At 62.1% G+C, this 19,258-nt stretch carries 19 protein-coding genes; 12 read left to right on the top strand and 7 right to left on the bottom strand.

The features are described 5' to 3' along the window. Position 1 precedes the first annotated feature (1 nt). From VDQ18_RS02705 to VDQ18_RS02685, 5 genes are all read right to left on the bottom strand, one after another. Positions 2-628 carry an acetyltransferase gene (locus VDQ18_RS02705; RefSeq protein ID WP_323019478.1) on the bottom strand — a complete coding sequence of 209 codons (627 nt, stop codon included), beginning with the start codon at positions 626-628 and terminating at the stop codon, positions 2-4. After that, on the bottom strand, positions 625-1,230 hold the full coding sequence (locus VDQ18_RS02700; protein WP_323019477.1) for a sugar transferase: 606 nt from the start codon (positions 1,228-1,230) through the stop codon (positions 625-627). Before VDQ18_RS02700 ends, VDQ18_RS02705 begins: the two co-directional genes overlap by 4 nt. Before the next feature lie 210 nt (positions 1,231-1,440). Next, positions 1,441-2,676, bottom strand: a complete 1,236-nt coding sequence (locus VDQ18_RS02695) for a glycosyltransferase family 4 protein (RefSeq protein ID WP_323019476.1) — start codon at positions 2,674-2,676, stop codon at positions 1,441-1,443. After that, entirely contained in the window at positions 2,673-3,830 is a 1,158-nt protein-coding gene (wecB, locus tag VDQ18_RS02690; RefSeq protein WP_323019475.1) for a non-hydrolyzing UDP-N-acetylglucosamine 2-epimerase, read from the bottom strand. Before wecB ends, VDQ18_RS02695 begins: the two co-directional genes overlap by 4 nt. A gap of 3 nt (positions 3,831-3,833) precedes the next feature. Next, positions 3,834-4,964, bottom strand: coding sequence for an NAD-dependent epimerase/dehydratase family protein (locus tag VDQ18_RS02685; RefSeq protein ID WP_323019474.1), 1,131 nt, complete (start codon positions 4,962-4,964; stop codon positions 3,834-3,836). 265 nt (positions 4,965-5,229) lie between these two features. Here VDQ18_RS02685 and VDQ18_RS02680 point away from each other — a divergent pair, with 265 nt between their 5' ends. From VDQ18_RS02680 to VDQ18_RS23570, 11 genes are all read left to right on the top strand, one after another. After that, entirely contained in the window at positions 5,230-5,598 is a 369-nt protein-coding gene (locus VDQ18_RS02680) for a MarR family EPS-associated transcriptional regulator (RefSeq protein ID WP_323019473.1), read from the top strand. Beyond that, on the top strand, positions 5,595-6,884 hold the full coding sequence (locus tag VDQ18_RS02675; protein WP_323019472.1) for a lipopolysaccharide biosynthesis protein: 1,290 nt from the start codon (positions 5,595-5,597) through the stop codon (positions 6,882-6,884). Before VDQ18_RS02680 ends, VDQ18_RS02675 begins: the two co-directional genes overlap by 4 nt. Then, positions 6,881-8,041 carry a UDP-4-amino-4,6-dideoxy-N-acetyl-beta-L-altrosamine transaminase gene (gene pseC, locus VDQ18_RS02670; protein WP_323019471.1) on the top strand — a complete coding sequence of 387 codons (1,161 nt, stop codon included), beginning with the start codon at positions 6,881-6,883 and terminating at the stop codon, positions 8,039-8,041. The genes VDQ18_RS02675 and pseC overlap by 4 nt, the downstream gene beginning before the upstream one ends. After that, on the top strand, positions 8,038-8,745 hold the full coding sequence (gene pseF, locus VDQ18_RS02665) for a pseudaminic acid cytidylyltransferase (RefSeq protein WP_323019470.1): 708 nt from the start codon (positions 8,038-8,040) through the stop codon (positions 8,743-8,745). Before pseC ends, pseF begins: the two co-directional genes overlap by 4 nt. Continuing rightward, positions 8,742-9,851, top strand: a complete 1,110-nt coding sequence (gene pseG, locus VDQ18_RS02660) for a UDP-2,4-diacetamido-2,4,6-trideoxy-beta-L-altropyranose hydrolase (protein WP_323019469.1) — start codon at positions 8,742-8,744, stop codon at positions 9,849-9,851. Before pseF ends, pseG begins: the two co-directional genes overlap by 4 nt. Further along, complete coding sequence (locus tag VDQ18_RS02655; RefSeq protein WP_323019468.1) at positions 9,848-10,495, top strand: UDP-glucuronic acid dehydrogenase; 648 nt, start codon at positions 9,848-9,850, stop codon at positions 10,493-10,495. Before pseG ends, VDQ18_RS02655 begins: the two co-directional genes overlap by 4 nt. Next, positions 10,485-11,534 (top strand): pseudaminic acid synthase, encoded by a 1,050-nt coding sequence (gene pseI, locus VDQ18_RS02650; RefSeq protein ID WP_323019467.1) that lies wholly within the window; start codon positions 10,485-10,487, stop codon positions 11,532-11,534. Before VDQ18_RS02655 ends, pseI begins: the two co-directional genes overlap by 11 nt. A gap of 9 nt (positions 11,535-11,543) precedes the next feature. Further along, positions 11,544-12,641, top strand: a complete 1,098-nt coding sequence (locus VDQ18_RS02645; RefSeq protein ID WP_323019466.1) for a hypothetical protein — start codon at positions 11,544-11,546, stop codon at positions 12,639-12,641. 52 nt (positions 12,642-12,693) lie between these two features. Next, entirely contained in the window at positions 12,694-13,515 is an 822-nt protein-coding gene (locus VDQ18_RS02640; protein WP_323019465.1) for a hypothetical protein, read from the top strand. 8 nt (positions 13,516-13,523) lie between these two features. Next, positions 13,524-14,552 (top strand): polysaccharide biosynthesis protein, encoded by a 1,029-nt coding sequence (locus VDQ18_RS02635; protein WP_323019464.1) that lies wholly within the window; start codon positions 13,524-13,526, stop codon positions 14,550-14,552. A 154-nt stretch (positions 14,553-14,706) separates the two neighbouring features. Continuing rightward, positions 14,707-15,024, top strand: a complete 318-nt coding sequence (locus tag VDQ18_RS23570; RefSeq protein ID WP_416235081.1) for a transposase — start codon at positions 14,707-14,709, stop codon at positions 15,022-15,024. 318 nt (positions 15,025-15,342) lie between these two features. On the opposite strand, the gene VDQ18_RS02630 is transcribed toward VDQ18_RS23570, so the two are convergent. After that, the gene (locus VDQ18_RS02630) at positions 15,343-16,542 is read right to left on the bottom strand and encodes an HPP family protein (RefSeq protein ID WP_323019463.1); all 1,200 of its coding nucleotides are present in this window, start codon (positions 16,540-16,542) and stop codon (positions 15,343-15,345) included. A 2-nt stretch (positions 16,543-16,544) separates the two neighbouring features. After that, positions 16,545-17,900, bottom strand: coding sequence for an NADP-specific glutamate dehydrogenase (gene gdhA, locus VDQ18_RS02625; RefSeq protein WP_323019462.1), 1,356 nt, complete (start codon positions 17,898-17,900; stop codon positions 16,545-16,547). A gap of 408 nt (positions 17,901-18,308) precedes the next feature. On the opposite strand from gdhA, the gene rnk reads away from it, so the two are divergent. Next, positions 18,309-19,232, top strand: a complete 924-nt coding sequence (gene rnk / locus VDQ18_RS02620; protein WP_323019461.1) for a nucleoside diphosphate kinase regulator — start codon at positions 18,309-18,311, stop codon at positions 19,230-19,232. The last annotated feature ends 26 nt before the right edge of the window (positions 19,233-19,258 follow it).

Below are 19,258 nucleotides of genomic sequence, written 5' to 3'. Positions count from 1 at the left end.
ATCAGCCTTTGTTCAAGATGCGGGCCGGATTGCCGACCACGGTCGCGCCCGGCGGCACGTCACGGGTGACGACCGCACCCATGCCGACCACAGCGGCGTGGCCGATGGTCAGCCCCTGCCGAATGACAGCGTTCGATCCGATATAGCTATGATCGCCCAGTGTGACATTCCCGTTCACCTTGGCGCCCGGCGCCAGGGTGACGTAATCGCCCACGGTGCAATCATGTTCGATGTAGGAATAGAGGTTGGCGTGGAACGCCCGCCCGATGCGGATGTTTGAGGTCAGCGTGACGAAGGGTGACAGACACGCCCCCTCGCCGATCTGCACCTCGTCCATCTCCACGACCGAGGCCGCGCGGGCGCCGATCAGCGGTACCCCCGCAGCGTCGCACTTGCCTGCCAGCGTCTCGCGCACCCGGCCCGAAGCGATGGCCAGGCACACCGAGCGTTGCCGTGCCGGACGCTCCAGAAAGCCGGCCCAATCGGTGATGGCATGGCCGTTCACCGAACCCGGCGCCTGGCCGTCGTCGATGAACACCAGCGTGGCGCCCGGGTGTTCCGCCCGAACCAGCGGCATGATCCCCCGTCCGCAGCCCGACGCCCCATAGACGCCGATCAGGTGGGTCATGAGCCGGGGCCCTGGAATTTCGGCATCGTCGCCTCACCCTGGGCATTGATGTCGGACCGCCGGAAGACCTTCATCATGGTCAGCCAACAGATCTTGGTGTCCAGCCAGAAGGATTGGTTTTCGACATACCAGACGTCGTATTCGAACTTCTGATCCCAGGTGATGGCGTTGCGGCCGTTGATCTGCGCCCAGCCGGTGATCCCCGGCCGCATTTCGTGCCGCCGTGCCTGCCTGGGCGTGTAGAGCGGCAGGTACTCCATGAGCAGGGGCCGGGGGCCGACGAAGCTCATGTCGCCCTTGAGGATGTTGAACAGCTCCGGCAACTCGTCGAGCGAGGTGGCGCGCAGGAACTTGCCGAAGGGCAGCAGGCGCTCGCTGTCGGGCAGCGGCTGGCCATCGGGGCCGATGGCGTCGCGCATGGTGCGAAACTTCAGCATCTGGAAGGGCTTGCCATGCAGGCCCGGCCGCACCTGCCGGAAGAAAATCGGCCGCCCGATCTTGAGCCAGACCAAGAGCGCGGTCCCGACCAGCAATGGCGAGAGCAGGAGGATCGCGATGCAGGCAAAGAAAAGATCGCGCAGTCGAATGATGATATTGTTCATAGCGATGAAAATAAGTGGAGTGCTAGGGGTCGACTTCGCGTCGAGACTTGAGCGTGACCCTGTCTTAACACATTCGACAGGGCAACAAAGTCCTGTTGAGAAACGACGGAGCCCTGTGCGCATAGTTGTGATGTCGGCCTAACAGAGGTTGCAATCGGTGAAACCAGACAGTGGTCGCAGGGGGGCGCCGACCAACCAGCAGGCGCGCATTTACCTGATCACGTCCCGCAGCAGCGTTGCAAACCTGCGCGTACCAATATCCAGGGAGAGATGGCTGTAGTAAAAGCGCTGTCCGTTGGCCCCCATCACTGCGCGCTCTTCAGGCGCAAGACTGGCAAGATCGCGGATCGCCTTTGCCAATTCTTCTGGGTCCCCCGGCCGAGTGGCAACGCCAGCCTCGGCGCTGCGGATCATGTCGGCCGCGTCTCCGGCAACAGCCATGATGACGGGCCGACCAGCTACCAGATAGGCTTGGGTCTTGGACGGAATGGTGATCGCGAACAAGGGATCGTCCCGCAAGTGGACAAGCAGCGCATCAGCCGCGCGCAGGCAGGCCTGCGCCTCGATCGGTGAAACCCGCGGCAGGAAGCGAACATTGTCTATACCCTCTGCGGTACGTCTGGCCGTCAGTCGGTCGGTCTCGAGCCCTGAGCCCAGTAGACAGAGTTCGATGTTCGGCGCATCTGCAAGGAGCGTTGCGGCGTCGAGGACGGTATCGAGATCTTGAGCCGGCCCCATGTTACCCGCAAACAATACGCGGAACGGGCCGGGCGGACCGAGCACCTGGCCGGTCGCCTCCACCTGCTCGTTCGGGGCGCTCTCGTCAGCCCAATTCGGAATTACGCTGATCCGCTCGGCGGGAACCCCACGAGCAGTGAGCAGGTTGCGAAACCCGTTCGACAGAACCACGATGTGAGCGGCGCGGCGATACACCCAGCGGCATAGCCAATCGACGACCCGCAGGATCCGCGAATTGCCGATCATGCCGGTCGCGCGCAAGGTGTCTGGCCACAGATCCTGGATATCGACCAGAAACGGCGTCCGGCGCAGCCAGCCGGCGCAGGCCGCGGCCAGGGCGGTCGTCAGGGGGGGATGGTACACGTAGAACACGTCCGCTCGGCGCGCCCCAAAGGTCAGGTACACGAAGGCGGAAAGGAAGAAGCTCAGATAGTTCAGGATGCGCCCGATCTTGCCGGTGTCATGGCTGGGATAGAGCGCCAGCCGCGTGACAAGGACCTGACCATGCTGTTCGCGGCGAAGCGGGCGGATCCGATAGCCCGGATAGACTGTGCCACCGGGATAATTCGGGAACCCCGTGACGACTTCGACCTGGAAACCCTGCTCAGCCATGCGTTGGGCAAAAGCGAGCCCTTTGGGTGTCGGCTCAGGATCGAACCATTGGGTCAGGATGATCAGCCGCGGATTGGCGCTCTCGTGACGGCTCATGTCAGATCGTTCATCCGGATCCCGTCCCAGCCGTTCGAGAGCCGGGCCGTGCCCAGGATCAGGCTAAGGACGCGTTCCGAGGTATTGTCGATGGCGTAATCCTCTGGCAGCGGATGACGGCGACCGCTCGCCTGGCGTTCGCGATGCAGCTGGGTTGCGGCCGCGACTGCTTCGCGGATCGTGTCCTGGTTCAGGCCGGTGACCAGGATACAGCCAACATCCAGCCCCTCCGGCCTTTCGATCGCATCGCGTGGCGTGATGGCGGGGAATTGCAGGATCGAACTTTCTTCGGCGATCGTGCCGCTGTCCGAGATGGCGCAGAACGCATTCATCTGCAGCGCATTGTAGTCATGGAAGCCGAAAGGCGCCATGTACTGCACGCGCGGATCGAAGGCTCCGTCCTCTCCCAAGGCCTCCAAGCGCTTGCGCGTGCGCGGATGCGTGGAGACGATTACCGGCATGTCGTAATCCTGCGCCAGAGAATTCAGCGTATCCCGGAGTGACCGCAACCGCGCTGCATTGTCGACATTCTCTTCCCGGTGCAGGGATACGATGAAATAGCCTTGGGAATTCAAGGACAACCGCGAGAGGATGTCCGAGGCCTCGATCCGGTCGCGGTAATGCGTCAAGACTTCGTTCATCGGTGAACCCGTCAGGTAGATTCGACGATGCTGAATGCCCTCCGAGAGCAGATGCCGACGCGCATGCTCGGTGTAGACCAGGTTGAAGTCGGCGATATGGTCGACCAGCTTGCGGTTCGTCTCTTCGGGGACATTGCGGTCGAACGAGCGGTTACCGGCCTCCATGTGATAGACCGGCACTTTTAGCCGCCGGGCAATGATCGCCGAAATCGCCGAATTGGTATCGCCCAAGACCAGCACCGCATCGGGTTTCTCCGCCCGAATGACCCTTTCGCTCTCGATCAGAATCTTGCCCAGCGTCTCGCCCAAGGAGCCGCCGCCGGTGCCGAGGAAATGGTCGGGTTTTCGGACGCCCAGGTCTTCGAAGAAGACTTCGTTCAGGGCATGATCCCAATTCTGCCCGGTGTGCACGAGAACGTGATCGGTGAAGGCGTCGAGCCGCGCCATGACGCGGGACAGCCTAATGATCTCGGGGCGGGTCCCGAGGATCGTCATCACTTTCAGCCTGCTCATCAATCAATCCTGCAATACGGGGTCGAAATAAGTATCCGGCGCCGCCGGGTCGAAAAGGTCGTGCGTCCAGAACAGGGTCAGCAGGGGCCGATCGCCGATATTCTGAATGGAATGGGCGTGCAGCGTCGGCATGTCGACAGGGGAGGGGCGGTCGCCTGTGACGTGATACTCCGTCACCGGACCGCCCAGCACGCGGCGCATTCGGATTATTGCCTCGCCTTGAAGCACGAGAAAGCGCTCCACCTTGTGCAGATGGAAATGGTCGCCCCGAGTCACCCCGGGCTCGGTCCAGCTGAGGAAGGTCTGGCCGCCGCCGCCGCCGCGCGCGGCTTCGAACAGCGTGCCACGCGGGTCGGTGTTCAACTTCAGGGGGCGAGGGAAGCCGCCGGGGTAAAGTGCCGCCCGATAGGTGTTGAACAGGTCGCGGATGAAGCCGTTCGACAGATCGGGATAGAGGTTGGCGGAATACCCCGCATGAAAGCCTTGCAGCGTCTCGAAGAGCCACGGGACCTCGGTCGGCCGGGGTTGCGGGACCAGCTCGCCGTCGTGCCCGGACAGAGCCGCATCGATCGCGGTCTGCGCCGCAGCCCCGGCATGCAGCAGCTGGACCTTGCCAGCCGGATCGATCTGCGGCGTCTCGCCCGCGATCACCGCCTCGATGAAGGTCGCCGTGACATTGTTGTAGCGAGGGCGCGCGCCTTCGCCGAAAATATGGGGCAGGATCAGGTCGGTCAAACCGCCGCCGATGCTGGCCAGGATCTCGGCCGCCCGGCGTTTGGAGGTGCCGTAGAGCGTGTCGAGGCGGGCGTGCGTCGAATTGGCGTAGGCGATATGCGGCGCGACCCCAAGCCGGGCGCAGGCATCCGCCAGGCGCCGCGCAATGGCCGGATTGCCATCCCGGACCTCAGCCTCGGTGCCGCGGTTGACGCCGGCAAAATGCAGCACGATATCGGCATCGCGCAGGGCGGCGTCCAGCACCGCATCGGTCTGGAAACCGGCGTGATCAAGCAGGACCAGATCAAAGGGGGCGACCTCGCCACGGTAGCGGGCGGCACAGTTCACCGCGTGCAGCCGGGCGGAAGTGTGCCAGCCGAGCAGGCCTCCGGCGCCGGTGATGACGATACGCGACGACATCAGGCGGGCTGGCCGATGATGGGGGACCTGACAACAGATCCGGCGATCAGGGCATTGCTCATCCGTTCCACCTCTTGCATCGGGGAGGCTTTCTGCCTGGCTGCGCTTTATCGCGAAACCGGGTCGAGAGGAACCGGCAAAAGAACCGGGCGGCGGGGCGCCGCACAGAGGGCGGCTTGGCAATGCTGCAGCGGCATGGTATCGCTCAAAGATGAGCGAACTGTGCCGGGCTGCCGGTGGCGGGAGATCGCGAGGCGGAGCTGAGATGTCCGATCTACACGACCGGCTGCGGGAAGAAACCCGGTTCCGTATCTTGCGCCTGCTCGAGCAGAACCCGGGTATGTCCCAGCGTCAGCTGGCGGCCGCGGTCGGTATCAGTACCGGCGGCACCCATTACCTGCTCAAGGCTCTGATCGAAAGAGGATTTGTCAAACTCGGGCGCTTTGCTGCCGCCGAGGACAAGCGGCGGTATTCCTACGTGCTGACACCCAAGGGGCTGGCCGAGAAGGCCGCCATAACCCGCCTCTTCCTCGCCCGGAAGACCGCGGAATACGAACTACTCAAGCAGGAGATCGCCGCGCTCGAGATCGAGCTGACCCGCGAGCAGGGCGATAATGGCGAGGTCCGGCCATGAGGGGCGCTGTAACCCGCCTGCTCAACACGGGCCTGCGCAGTCTGACTCTCGGCGTGCGCTTTCTGTTCATCTTCTTCCTCGCCCGTTACCTCGACCCTGCGGGGGTCGGCTATTACGGGCTGTTCACCGCTGCCATCGGCTATGCCATCTATTTCGTGGGGCTGGACTTCTACGTCTACATCACTCGCGAGATTCTGAAGGCTCCCGAGGCCGAGCGCGGCCGCCTGCTGAAGACGCAATCCTGCCTGGCCGCCGTGCTGTTCTTGGTGGTTGCGCCGGCCGCCATCGGCATTCTGTGGTCGGCAGGCTGGCCGCCGACGCTGCTGTGGTGGTTCTTGCCGATCCTGCTGTGCGAATATGCCAATCAGGAAATTTACCGGCTGTTGATCGCCCTGGGGCGTCAGATCTCTGCCAGCCTGCTGCACTTCTCGCGGCAGGGCCTCTGGGCGATTGCCGTTTTGATCGTGATGCCCCTCTGGCCCGAAAGCCGCAATCTGACGACGGTTTTCGTCCTTTGGGGGCTCAGCGGAGCTTTGACGCTGTCTATCGGGGTGACCCTGATCGCCCGGATGCGGTTCGGTGGCTGGCGCGATGCGGTGGACCTGACCTGGCTGCGGCGGGGCATCATCGTCAGCTTGGCTTTTCTGGTCGCGACCCTCGCCCTGCGCGGCGTGCAGACGCTTGACCGCTTCTGGCTCGAAGATCTGGCCGGGATCGAAACGGTTGCGGCCTATGTCCTGTTCATCGGCGTCGCCAGCGCCCTGATGACCTTTCTCGATGCAGGGGTCTTCGCCTTCGGCTATCCCGAGCTGATCCGCCTGCATCATGCCGGCGACACCTCGGAGTTCCGCATCACCCTGCGGCGCATGCTGGTGCAGACCATCGCCATCTCGGCGGTTTTCAGCGTGCTGAGCTGGCTGGCCCTACCCGTCCTGCTGGACTGGATCGGCAATCCCGTCTACGTCGCGCAGCGAGGACTTTTTCCTTTTCTGGTGCTGGCAATGACCATCAATGCACTCGGCATGGTGCCGCATTACGCGCTCTATGCCCGCGGCCGGGATCGCCCCATCATCTACAGTCATCTCGCGGCGTTCGCTCTCTTCGCTCTGGTGACCTGGGGCCTGACGATGAGCCTGCCCACGGAACAGCGCGCCTTGGCGGTGCCGCTGGGCCTGATCGCCGCCTTTTTCCTGGTCTTGCTGTGGAAGACCCTCGCCCTATTCACTCCCGGCGACACCGGCCCGGTGTCACCTCCCGCCCCCCATAAGATGGCGCATTCCAGATGATTCGATACGGCCAGCAAGATATCACCCAAGCAGACATCGACGCCGTGATCGGCGTCCTGCGATCCTCGCACCTGACCCAGGGGCCGAGCATTCCCGCCTTCGAGCAGGCAGTGCTTGCCGAGACGGGCGCCCGCCACGCGGTGGCCGTGAACAGCGCGACCTCGGCGCTGCATATCGCCTGTCTCGCCCTCGATCTCGGGCCGGGGGATGTGCTCTGGACGACGCCGAACACCTTCGTCGCCTCGTCGAACTGCGCCCTGTATTGCGGAGCGGCGGTGGATTTTGTCGACATTGATCCCCGGACCTGGAACCTCTGCCCGGACCGGCTGGAAGAGAAACTGATCGCCGCCGAAAAGGCCGGGCGTCTGCCCAAGGTGGTGGTTCCGGTGCATCTGACCGGCCAGCCCTGCGACATGGCGCGGATCCACGCGCTGGGGCAGAAATACGGCTTCCGCATCATCGAGGACGCCTCCCATGCCATCGGCGGGCGGTACAAGGATGAGCCGATCGGCAATTGCCGCTACAGCGACATCACAGTGTTCAGCTTCCATCCGGTCAAGATCGTCACCACGGCCGAGGGCGGCATGGCGCTCACCAATGACGACCATCTGGCGACGCGCCTCGGTCTGCTGCGCAGCCACGGCATCACCCGTGACCCGGCGCTGATGACCAAGGAGATGGACGGCCCCTGGGATTACCAGCAGGTCGATCTGGGCTACAATTACCGGATGACGGACATGCAGGCCGTGCTCGGGGTCAGTCAGATGACCCGGCTGCACGCCTATGTCGCGCGCCGCCACGAGATCGCCGCACGCTACGAGCAGCTGCTGGCGGATCTTCCCGTGACGCTACCCTGGCAGCACCCCGACAGCCATTCCGCCTGGCATCTCTATGTGATCCGCCTGCAACTGGACCGGATCGCCACAAGTCACCTGAAGGTGTTCGAGGCGATGCGCGCGCGGGACATCATGGTCAACCTGCATTACATCCCGGTGCATACGCAGCCCTATTACAGCAAGATGGGTTTCCGGCCGGGCGACTTCCCGCAGGCTGAACAATATTACCGCGAGGCAATCAGCATCCCGATGCACCCGACCCTGACCGACGCCGAGCAGGATTTCGTGGTCGAGGTGCTGCGCGAGGCGCTGGCGGGATGAAAATCGCCGTGATCCCGGCGCGCGGAGGCAGCAAGCGCATCCCGCGCAAGAACATCCGCCCGTTCTGCGGCCGGCCGATGCTGGCCTGGTCGGTCCAGGCCGCGCTGGATAGCGGCTGTTTCGACCGGGTGATCGTCAGCACCGATGACGCTGAGATCGCCGAGGTCGCCCGGGCCTGTGGCGCAGAGGTGCCCTTCCTGCGCCCCGCCGCCCTGTCGGATGACCACACTCCGACCAGCCCGGTGATCGCTCATGCCATCGCCGAGGTCGAGGCTGCGTCTGCGACAAGCGTCGCGCAGGCCTGCTGCATCTATGCGACGGCGCCCTTCGTCACCGCCGCTGATCTGCGCGCCGGTCTTGAGCTTCTTGAACGTGGCGGGGCGGATTTTGTCTTTTCCGTCACCAGCTATGCCTTCCCGATCCAGCGCGCGATCCGCATCACCGAGACCGGCCATGTGGCCATGTTCCAGCCCGAGCATTTCACCACCCGCTCGCAGGATCTGGAAGAAGCGTGGCACGATGCCGGACAGTTCTACTGGGGGACGGCCTCGGCCTGGACGAGTGGCCTGCCGATCTTTGGCGCCAACTGCCTGCCGCTACGCCTGCCGCGATACCGCGTGCAGGATATCGACACGCCCGAGGATTGGGAGCGCGCGGAGTGGATGTTCCGTGCCCTCGGGGCCGAAGGGGCGGAACGGGCATGAGGGATGGTCCGGCATCTGCTCCGCGGATTATCTTCCGCGCCGATGCCTCGGTGCGGATCGGCACCGGCCATGTCATGCGTTGCCTGACGCTTGCCGATGCGTTGCGCGAGCGTGGCGCCGAGACGCTTTTCCTGTGTCGGCCGCTGGAGGGTGATCTGCGCAGGCAGATCGCGGCGCGTGGGCACAGCGTCCTTGCCTTGCCGACACTGGCGCCCGGCGCCGGATCGGCTTCAGGGAGCACGCCGGCGGATTGGCTGGGGACAGACCAGGCCGGCGATGCCGGGGATTGCCTCGCGGTCCTCGCGGGCGCTCCCGCGGCGGATTGGCTGGTCGTCGATCACTATGCGCTGGGGCAGGAATGGGAACGCCGCCTGCGCCCGGTCTGCGGGCGGATCATGGCGATCGATGACCTGGCGGACCGGGTCCACGACTGCGATCTGCTGCTCGATCCCGGGCTCGGCCGCGTGGCGACGGACTATGACGGCCTGCTGCCCGACGGCGCGGTGGCGCTGCTCGGCCCGGAATATGCCCTGCTGCGCCCGGAATTCGCAGCCCATCGCGCCGCCAGCCTTGCCCGCCGCGCCAAGCCGGAATTGCGTCGCGTCCTGGTGACACTCGGCGGTGCCGATATCGACAATGTGACCTGTCGCGTGCTCGATGCACTCGCGGCCTCGCAACTGCCGGATGAGGTGTCGATCACCGTGGTCATGGGGCCGAGCGCCCCTTGGCTGGAGGCGGTCCGCGCCCGGGCCGCCGACATGCGCTTTCCCGTCGAGGTGCTGGTCGGGGTCGGCAATATGGCCGAACTGATGACCGAAAGCGATCTGGCAATCGGTGCCGCCGGCAGCACGGCCTGGGAGCGCTGCTGCCTGGGCCTGCCGACAATCCAGATGGTGTTGGCTGATAACCAGAGTGGGATTGCCCGGGGCCTGGAGGCCAGCGGCATGGCCCGCACAGTTCTTGTTGAAAATTGTGGTCGAGACATCCCAGCGTTGCTCGCCACGACAGAGCGGCAAAACGCACTGCTGCAAATGGCAAAGACCGAGATGATCGACGGACAGAGCGCGTGGCGCGTTGCCTCATTGATGACTGGAGATACGTGGTGAAGATAACTTTGCTCTGCACCGACAGCCGCCATCCGGTGAACCCCTATCTGGAAAGATGGATCGCCGAGGCCGACCCATCGCTAGAGGTCGAGCTGGTTCGAAGCAAGAAGGACATTTCAGACGGAACCTTCCTCTTCTTGATTTCCTGCTCAGAGATTGTGACGGCCCAAGACCGGGCGAAGTACGCACATACCCTTGTCCTGCACGCCAGCGACCTACCGCAGGGCAGGGGGTGGAGCCCCCATATTTGGGAGCTGTCGAGGGGCGCTTCGAGCATTACTCTTTCTTTGCTTGAGGCCGAGGATCGCGTGGACAGCGGCCGGATCTGGGCCAAGAAGGTAATTCCGGTTCCTGAGCATGCCCTTTGGGATGAAATCAACGATCTGCTCTTCACAGCAGAGATGGATCTGCTCACATACTCGGTGACCAACTTGGCAAGCATTGTTCCCGTCGAGCAAGATCCTGAGGTCGAGCCTGAGTATTACCGGCGCCGTACTCCGGCCGACAGCATGATTGACGCAAATGCCAGCATCGCCTCACAGTTCAACCTAATCAGGGTCTGCGACCCGAACAGGTTCCCCGCCTATTTCATCTATCAGGGACATCGCTACATCATGAAAGTGGAGCACGCCGATGGGGAATGAAATCCGAATCGCTGACCGCGCCATTGGGGCAGGGCATCCGCCCTACGTGATTGCCGAGCTTTCGGCCAATCACAACGGCAGCCTGGAGACCGCGCGTCTCATTATCGATGCCGCCGCTGCTGCGGGTGCCGACGCTATCAAGTTGCAGACCTATCGGCCTGACACGCTGACACTTGACTCCGACCTGCCCGATTTCATGATCAAGGGGACGCTTTGGGAGGGCCGGACGCTCTATGACCTCTACGCCCAGGCGCACATGCCCTGGGATTGGCACCGGCCGCTGTTCGACCATGCCCGGGCGCTCGGGATCACCATCTTCTCCTCGCCCTTCGACACGACGGCGGTGGATCTGCTCGAGGATCTGGGGGCGCCAGCCTACAAGATCGCCTCGTTCGAGGCCGTGGATCTCCCGCTGATCCGTTATGTCGCCGGAACCGGCAAGCCGATGATCATCTCGACCGGTATGGCCGATGCCGAAGAGATCGCCGAAGCCGTCGCCGCGGCGCGCGATGGGGGCTGCCGCGAACTGGCGCTTTTGCATTGCGTCTCGGGCTATCCCGCGCCGCCCGAGGATTACAACCTGCACACCATTCCCGATATGATCGAGCGTTTCGGGCTGGTCACCGGCCTGTCGGATCATACCCTGGACAATACCACCGCCATCGCCAGTGTGGCGCTGGGGGCTTCGATCATCGAGAAGCATTTTACCCTGGACCGCAACGGCGGGGGCCCGGACGACAGCTTCTCGCTGGAGCCGGCCGAGATGGCGGCACTGTGCAGCGGCGCGCGTACGGCCTGGCAGGCGCTTGGCCAGGTTGACTATGGCCGCAAGTCGAGCGAGCAGGGTAACGTGCAATTCCGCCGCTCGCTGTATTTCGTGAAGGATCTGGCGGCTGGCGAGGTCATCACCGCCGACGCGGTGCGCAGCGTTCGCCCGGGCTATGGATTGGCGCCCAAGCATCTGGACGCCGTCTTGGGGCAGCGCGTTACACGGGATGTGGCTAAGCATACGGCGGTGACCTGGGATGATATCGTATAGGGCCGAGTGATGAGGCTCAGGATCTCTTCCATTTTTGAGCTCGCGGGACCAATCTTTATCTTGCTGAGCTTTGCGCGATTCTATGTGGTGAATCCCAACGCCCAGCTCTTGGTAGCCGTGCTCATTTTAGCTATTGGGTCCGCATATGCAGTCTTGGCAGCGTCAATCGGCTCATTCAATGTCTCGATTTCTCTTGTGATGGCCGCATTTCTTACGCTCTCGCTCGTAAATAGCATCGCCGGAAATAATTTTTCTGTGATATCTGCGTTACAATTTTCTGCGAATATGGGTTATGCTTGGGCAATCGCAAGATCGCCTTTGCCGGCAAGATTGTACTTGGTTGTTACACTGGTTCTGGTACTTATCTTCGTGGCTCATGGGGTCTCCGGCGTGGATCCGGAGGAGGTATTTTCGATTAGTCGAAACTACATTTCCACCTTGATGGTTCTGTCGGTTTCGCTCTATTATATTTCCTGTGGCCGGAATAGATTGCAGCCTCGTTCGGTGGTGCCAATATCCATGGCTCTTGTGTGTCTCTGGGGCATCGGGAGGTCTGGCATTATCAGCTCGATCATCGTTCTCGCCGGAACCGTTTTCCTTTCTAAAGCGGGGAATAGGATCAAGTTTGCAATGGCTGCCGTCGTCGTTGCGATCTCAATCCTTATGATTCCTCAGGCGCAGAATCTTGTCGAAACGCTCTCCACCGGGATAGAGCGCTTCGAACGGCTGTCAGATAGCGGTCCAGACGCCCGAGAACTCGTAATATCGGAGTATATTGGGCAGGTAACAGAAAGAATTGGCTACCTTCTATTCGCGCCACCTGCTGAAGGCGTTCAGGCCATCGTTGCGCTCGATGGAAATCCGCACAATGCCTATATAAGCTTGCATCTGTCTTTCGGCCTTTTGGGCATCCTTCTCTTCCTGTCACTGGCAATTTATTCATTTTGGAAGTTGACATGGAGTGGCAACCACTACGCTTCACTTGCCCTTCTTGTATCAATGTTCAGGTCATTTTTTGACTCTACCGCGTTTCACGGGCCATTGGATGTCGCTATATTCTCATGCATCTTCATTGTTCTGTTGCGAGTGAATACAAGGGCGCCTTAGACAGTCGCGCTCAGAGGCTAGCTACGTTGACTGGAATGGAAGGGGAAATGGGATGTCGTTCTTTTCTGCGCATGAGAAGGCAAACAAGTTTGCTTTTAGGGCGTTTAATGTCGCTAGCGATGCTCTTCTTGCTGTTCGGCCTCAGATACGTAAGGAAATACGTGGGAACCGTAACTATCAGGGGATTCATAAGGATCAGAGGTGCTTCATTCTTGGTACGGGTCCATCCCTAGCGGGAATCTCGCCCGAGGAGGTGAGTTCGCTGAAAGAGGAATTCACATTTGCGGTGAACTCATTCTATAGGGTGGAGAACTTCTCATCACTAGCGCCGACATACTATGTCCTGGCTGACAACAGCTACTGGGGTAAGCTAAGCTTCACATATAGCGCCATCCTGAGAAAATATTCCCAATCGCCACCAATTTTCATTACGGATGTGAGGGCAAAAAATTATGTCCCAGGCGAAGCAAGAAGGCTATTGGTGTATGCGAAAAACTACCCTGTTGACCGAATGAGGTCAAATCTATCAGGTAATCTCTCGATAACCATGAATGTCGTTGGCTTGGCGCTGATTTCGGCCATTTACATGGGTTTCAGGGAGATATATCTTCTGGGGTGTGATTACAATCTTTTTGCGTCCCGATCAAACATGCACTCGTATGATGATAGTGATGAGGTGGCGATGCTAAGATCCTATAATCTTGCGTTCTACCTCAAAGAGTACCATATAACTACGACATTTCACTACCTCATTGCTCGGCTTGCAGCGGAAAATGGTATCCGGATAGTGAATGCCACAAACGGATCTCTATTGGATGCTTATCCTCATAGGGACCTTCAATCTATTTTGGTCTCGGGAGCCCAGAGCCAATGAATTCGAGAATGTTCACCAACAAGACCCTGCTCATTACCGGCGGCACCGGTTCGTTCGGCAATGCCGTTCTACGCCGCTTCCTCGATTCCGACCTGAAGGAGATCCGTATCTTCAGCCGCGACGAGAAGAAGCAGGATGATATGCGGAAGAAGTACAACAGCCCCAAGCTGAAGTTCTATATCGGCGATGTCCGCGACTATCAGTCGATCCTGAATGCGGTGCGCGGCGTCGACTACATTTACCACGCCGCGGCGCTCAAGCAGGTGCCGTCCTGTGAATTCCACCCCATGGAAGCGGTCAAGACCAATATCCTCGGAACGGAAAACGTTCTGGAATCCGCGATCAACTGTGGTGTCAAGCGGGTGGTCTGTCTCAGCACCGACAAGGCTGTCTACCCGATCAACGCCATGGGTATCAGCAAGGCGATGATGGAAAAGGTGATCGTCGCCAAATCCCGGTCGAGCAGCGATACGGTGATCTGCACCACCCGGTATGGCAATGTCATGGCCTCCCGCGGCTCGGTTATTCCGCTCTTCACCCATCAGATCCGAGCCGGCGAGCCGATCACCCTGACCGACGGTTCGATGACGCGGTTCATGATGACGCTCGATGACGCGGTCGATCTGGTCCTCTACGCGTTCGAGCACGGCAATCCGGGCGAAATCTTTGTCCAGAAGGCGCCCGCTGCCACCATCGAGACGTTGGCGAATGCGCTGACCGGCCTCCTCGGCGTGCCTGACCACCCGGTGAACACCATCGGCACCCGGCATGGTGAGAAGCTGTTCGAAGTGCTGTTGAGCCGTGAGGAAATGGTCGCCGCTGAGGACCTGGGTGGCTACTATCGCGTGCCGCCGGATCTGCGGGATCTGAACTATGGCAAGTATGTTGAGCGCGGCCAGATCGAGATCTCTCAATCGGTCGAGTACAACTCGCACAACACGACCCGTCTGGACGTCGCCGGGATGCAGGCGCTGCTGAAGAAGTTGCGCTTCATGCAGGCCACTCTGCGCGGCGAACAGGTCGAACCCGAGGAGTAGATCCTTGCTTTAGCACTGTGTGACCTCGCAGCCGGTCTGTTGTCTTGGCAGTCAGACCCTGCGAGGAAGCGCCGCACTGCGTATAGTACTGGCGGGGGAGGCTGCTGCACCCGCGGCGCTGCGTTGCAGATCATGCGTGCCTTGATCCTTTGACCTGCTGACCTGCCGCGGGATTGTTCCTCCAACTGCGACTAGAGGTGCTTCGAATAAGGCCCGACGGACAGAAGAACAGACCATCCGCATTCTAGCGGAACATGATGCCTGTGCGAAGTGCGCCGATCTATGCCGCAAGCGCGGGACGTCGGAGGGCGCGTTCTATGTCTGGAAGGCGAAGTACTCAGGGATTCCGATGTCCGCGATGACGCCCGGCGTGAAGCGCGAAGGTGTCGCGCATCTGAAGACCCAGTTCGGGCTGCAGAACGACGGGCGTGTCAGATTTACCGGGGCGGATCGGAAGACGGTCCGCTCCTAATCGCAGCATGCCCCGGATACAGCGCTGTGGGGTCGGTTGTGTGATCTGGCCAAAGAACGGCGCCGGTTCGGGTATCCACTGCCCGGCAGGCGATTTTTGTAGCAAATCTGCCGAGAGGGGCGGATCTTTGTGCTGCTCGAACACGAGGGCGAGCCCTCGGCCCGCAGACCTCGAAGAAACGGCCGACGCACTGCCCGTAGGATCTCCAGACCGCCTAGAAAGACCGATCATCATCTTTGCATGGTTGCGGACGATGTACTGACAAATCAAGTCGATAGCGGCCTGGTTGCCCGCTCGTAGCCCCCCTTAGAGCTTCTGTCAGCTAATGCTCCGCGCCGTTGATCGGGCCAAGGCCGACAGCATGTCCGTTCTGGTAACGATGCCGACGATCCGGTCTGCCTCCATCACCGGAACGGCTTCGGTCCCGCCATCGGACAACAGGGGCAGGATCGTCGCGACAAGCGTACCGCGGGTCGCGGTCGGCAGCGTGGTGGTCATGATTTCGGTGGCGCGCAGGAGGCCCATCGATGCGTCGCCCCCGACAACAGCCATCGCGCCCCCGAACCGGCTGCGTCTGCGCAGCGCATCGCGTCTGGCCCGACGGATCAGATCCAGTTGAAAGATCACGCCCAGCATCACGCCCTTCCCATCCACCACCGGGATCGAGGTGAACCCGTGCTTGCGAAACAGATCCGCAACGGTGGCGCTGCGCGCATCAGGGCGCACGGTGACCAGGTCGCGCGACATGATCTCCTCGCAGGTCATCGCACCCAGGGAATGGCCCGCCGCAACCTGCTCGGCCGCGGCGATCAGACGGGACAGATCCTCGACCCCGAGGTTGGCCGACTGGCGATAGTCGGCGAGGATCCGGGCCAGCTCTTCCGGGGCGAGACCAAGCCGTTGCTCCGCCGCCTTGTCGGCGGTGGCATGCGGCCCTGCCTCGTGCGGCTGGCGAAACGGATAGACCCTTCCGGTCAGCCGGTGCCAGGCCAGCGCCATGAGCACCAGCGAGACGGTCCCCAGAAGGACCGGAAGCAGCACGAAGCGCAGGCCCATCGCCTCCAGCATCGCGGGGTTCATCGCCGCGGTCAGCGCCACAGCGCCACCCGGCGGATGCAGGGACCGGCTGAGGAACATCACCAGAAGGGCCAGACAGGCCGAGATCCCGATCGCCAGCGCCGGGTCCAGGGCCAGCTGATGCACGCCAAGCGCCACCAGCGCCGAGAGGCTGTTGCCGACAATCGCGGACCAGGGTTGGGCGAGCGGGCTGTTCGGCAAGGCGAACAGGATCACCGCACTCGCCCCCATCGGCGCGATCAGGAACGCGCCGGTGGCGAAATCGACCGCTGCGCCCCAGAGGAGCCCCGCACAGACCAGCAGCGCCAGCCCGGCCCCTGCAGCCCCGGCGGCCATCTCCGGCAGGCCGGTCGGTCCGATGACCGGGCCGAAGGGACGCAGCCAAGCGAGGCAACGGGCAAGCAGCGCCGTTCCTCCGCCCTGGCGGCGTCCCGGTTCCATGCTCAGATCACGCCCAGCATGCGCATCGATTCCGCAACCCGCACGAAGCCCGCGATATTGGCACCCAGCACGTAGTCACCCGGCGCGCCGTATTCCTCGGCTGTCTGGTGGCAGGTGTCGTGGATGCCGCGCATGATCGAGGCCAGCCGCGCCTCGGTCTGCTCGAAGCTCCAGCTGTCGCGGCTGGCGTTCTGCTGCATTTCCAGTGCCGAGGTAGCGACCCCGCCGGCATTGGCGGCCTTGCCGGGAGCGAACATCACGCCCGCGTCCTGGAACGCCTTGATCGCTTCGGGGGTCGACGGCATGTTCGCGCCTTCGCCAACGGCGATCACACCGTTCTTGATCAGGCTGGCCGCATCCTTGCCGGAGAGTTCGTTCTGCGTCGCCGAGGGCATCGCCACATCGCAGGGCGTATCCCAGATCGAGCCCGCGCCTGCGGCGATGAAATGCGCGCCCTCGCCTTTGCGGCGGGCGTATTCCGAGATTCGTTCGCGCCGGACATTCTTGATGTCCTTGATCAGATTCAGATCGATCCCGGCCTCGTCCACCACATAGCCTGAGCTGTCGGAACAGGCGATGACCTTGCCGCCGAAGGATTGCACCTTTTCGATCGTGTAGATCGCCACGTTGCCCGAGCCCGAGACCACGACCTTCTTGCCGTCGAAATCGGTTCCCTTCGTCTGCAGCATTGCCTGCACGAAATAGGTGTTGCCATAGCCCGTCGCTTCGGTCCGGGCGCGGGACCCGCCGTAGGCAAGCGCCTTTCCGGTGAAGACACCGGCCTCGAAACGGTTGTTCAGGCGTTTGTATTGACCGAACATATAGCCGATCTCGCGCCCGCCCACACCGATATCGCCCGCAGGCACATCGGTCTGCTCACCAAGATGGCGGTGCAGTTCGGTCATGAGAGACTGGCAGAATCGCATGATCTCGGCATCCGAACGGCCCTTGGGGTCGAAGTCCGATCCGCCCTTGCCGCCACCGATCGGCATGCCGGTCAGCGCGTTCTTGAACGTCTGCTCGAAGCCGAGGAACTTGATGATTCCGACATTCACTGACGGGTGGAAGCGCATACCGCCCTTGTAGGGGCCAAGCGCCGAGTTGAATTGTACGCGGAAGCCGCGGTTGATCTGCACCTGCCCCCGGTCATCGACCCACGGAATACGGAAGATGATCTGGCGTTCGGGCTCGCAGATGCGCTCGATCAGCGCCTGGTCGAGGTAGTCGGGATGCTTGGCGACCACCCGACCGAGGCTTTCCAGAACCTCGTGGACGGCTTGGTGAAATTCCGGCTCCCCCGCGTTGCGTCGGATGACGTCGGCAAGGATCGGGCGGAGTTTCTCGTCGATGGTATTCACGGTGCTGCCTTCTGGATCGTTTTTCAGGATGCCTGCATTTTGCTCGCTTAGCCGACAATTTCAGCAAGGGGAACGGGGGAAGGGGGGCAAAATACCCGTCTCATGAAAACTTTCTTCCGACTGGTGAGGGCCGCGGCAAAGACGGGCGGCACCGGCTTTCCCTCTCTGGCCTCGGGAAATCGCCCAAAGTCTGGCTCAAACCAGCCGATCAGGGCCTGTCGGCATTGACGCGCGGGGTGGCAATCCCTACCTGTTCTGCATGGCCAAGCACGCTGATCATTTCCGATTTCGTCTGCTGAACCGCCCGCTTCCCCGGGCGGTCTAGGCGCGTTCGCGCCTGCCATACCTCCCGGGGTCTCCTCTCCGTCATGAAACGTGAACGCGGTGCCTTGCACCCGAGGAGGACTTATGGTCGGCGTCAATCCTTCAACCCAGTCGGCGCTTGCATCCCGATCTCTGCGCAGAGAACTTCGCCACATCCCGGTCAATCTGCCCTCTGCGGACTATCGGGCCCTGCTGGAACATCTTGAGGCCTGCGAAGGCGGACGGGGCACAGGCTCGAAACTGCTTGCCTATGTGCTGGCGAGCAAGCTGATGAACACCCGTCCGGCGGACGATGTGCACGATCGCGATCTGGTGGTGGGCGGCGCGCGTGTCAGCTTCACCATCGACGGCGGCGCGCCCCGGACCGGCCTGCTGGTGCATCGCCTCGTTCCCGGCCTGCCCGAGGGCGCGATCCCCGTTGCCTCGCTTCTGGGGGCCACATTGATCGGCATGCGCGTCGGTCGGCGGGCACCGCTGCTTTTCGAGGATGGCCGCATCGGCCGTCTCTGCGTGACCAGCGTGGCCGAGGCGCCGCGCCATCCTCCGACATTACCCGTGAACACAAGGAAAATTACCATGTCCACCACCGCCCAAGCCGTGAAAAGCCCGGCCAAGAAGAACCCCCGGATCGTCATCAGCGAGGAAAGCCTCGCGCATCTGGAGGGGCTGGCCGATGGTATGCTGCGCCGCCATCCTGCTCTCGCTGACCGTCTGTACGAAGAGATCGGCCGCGCGCGCATCGTCGCCGCCGACAAGATGCCGAAGGACGTGGTCGGCATGGGCAGCACCGTCGTCTTCCGTGACGAGAACACCGGACAGGAAAAGACCGTGACGCTGGTCTATCCCGAAGAGGCGGATATCGCCCGGATGCGCGTTTCGGTGACGACGCCGATCGGGGTCGCCCTGCTGGGTCTTGCCGAGGGGGCTAGTTTCTACTGGGACACGCGGGACAACGAGCGGCGCATGCTGACGATTCTCAGCGTCACGCAACCAGACCCGGAGGACTGACTTGATGGGGCTGCAGCGCGGTCCCA

It is taken from the genome of Pararhodobacter sp. (assembly GCF_034676075.1).
Classification (GTDB): Bacteria; Pseudomonadota; Alphaproteobacteria; order Rhodobacterales; family Rhodobacteraceae; genus Pararhodobacter.
This window is presented reverse-complemented; position numbering and strand designations above follow the sequence as displayed.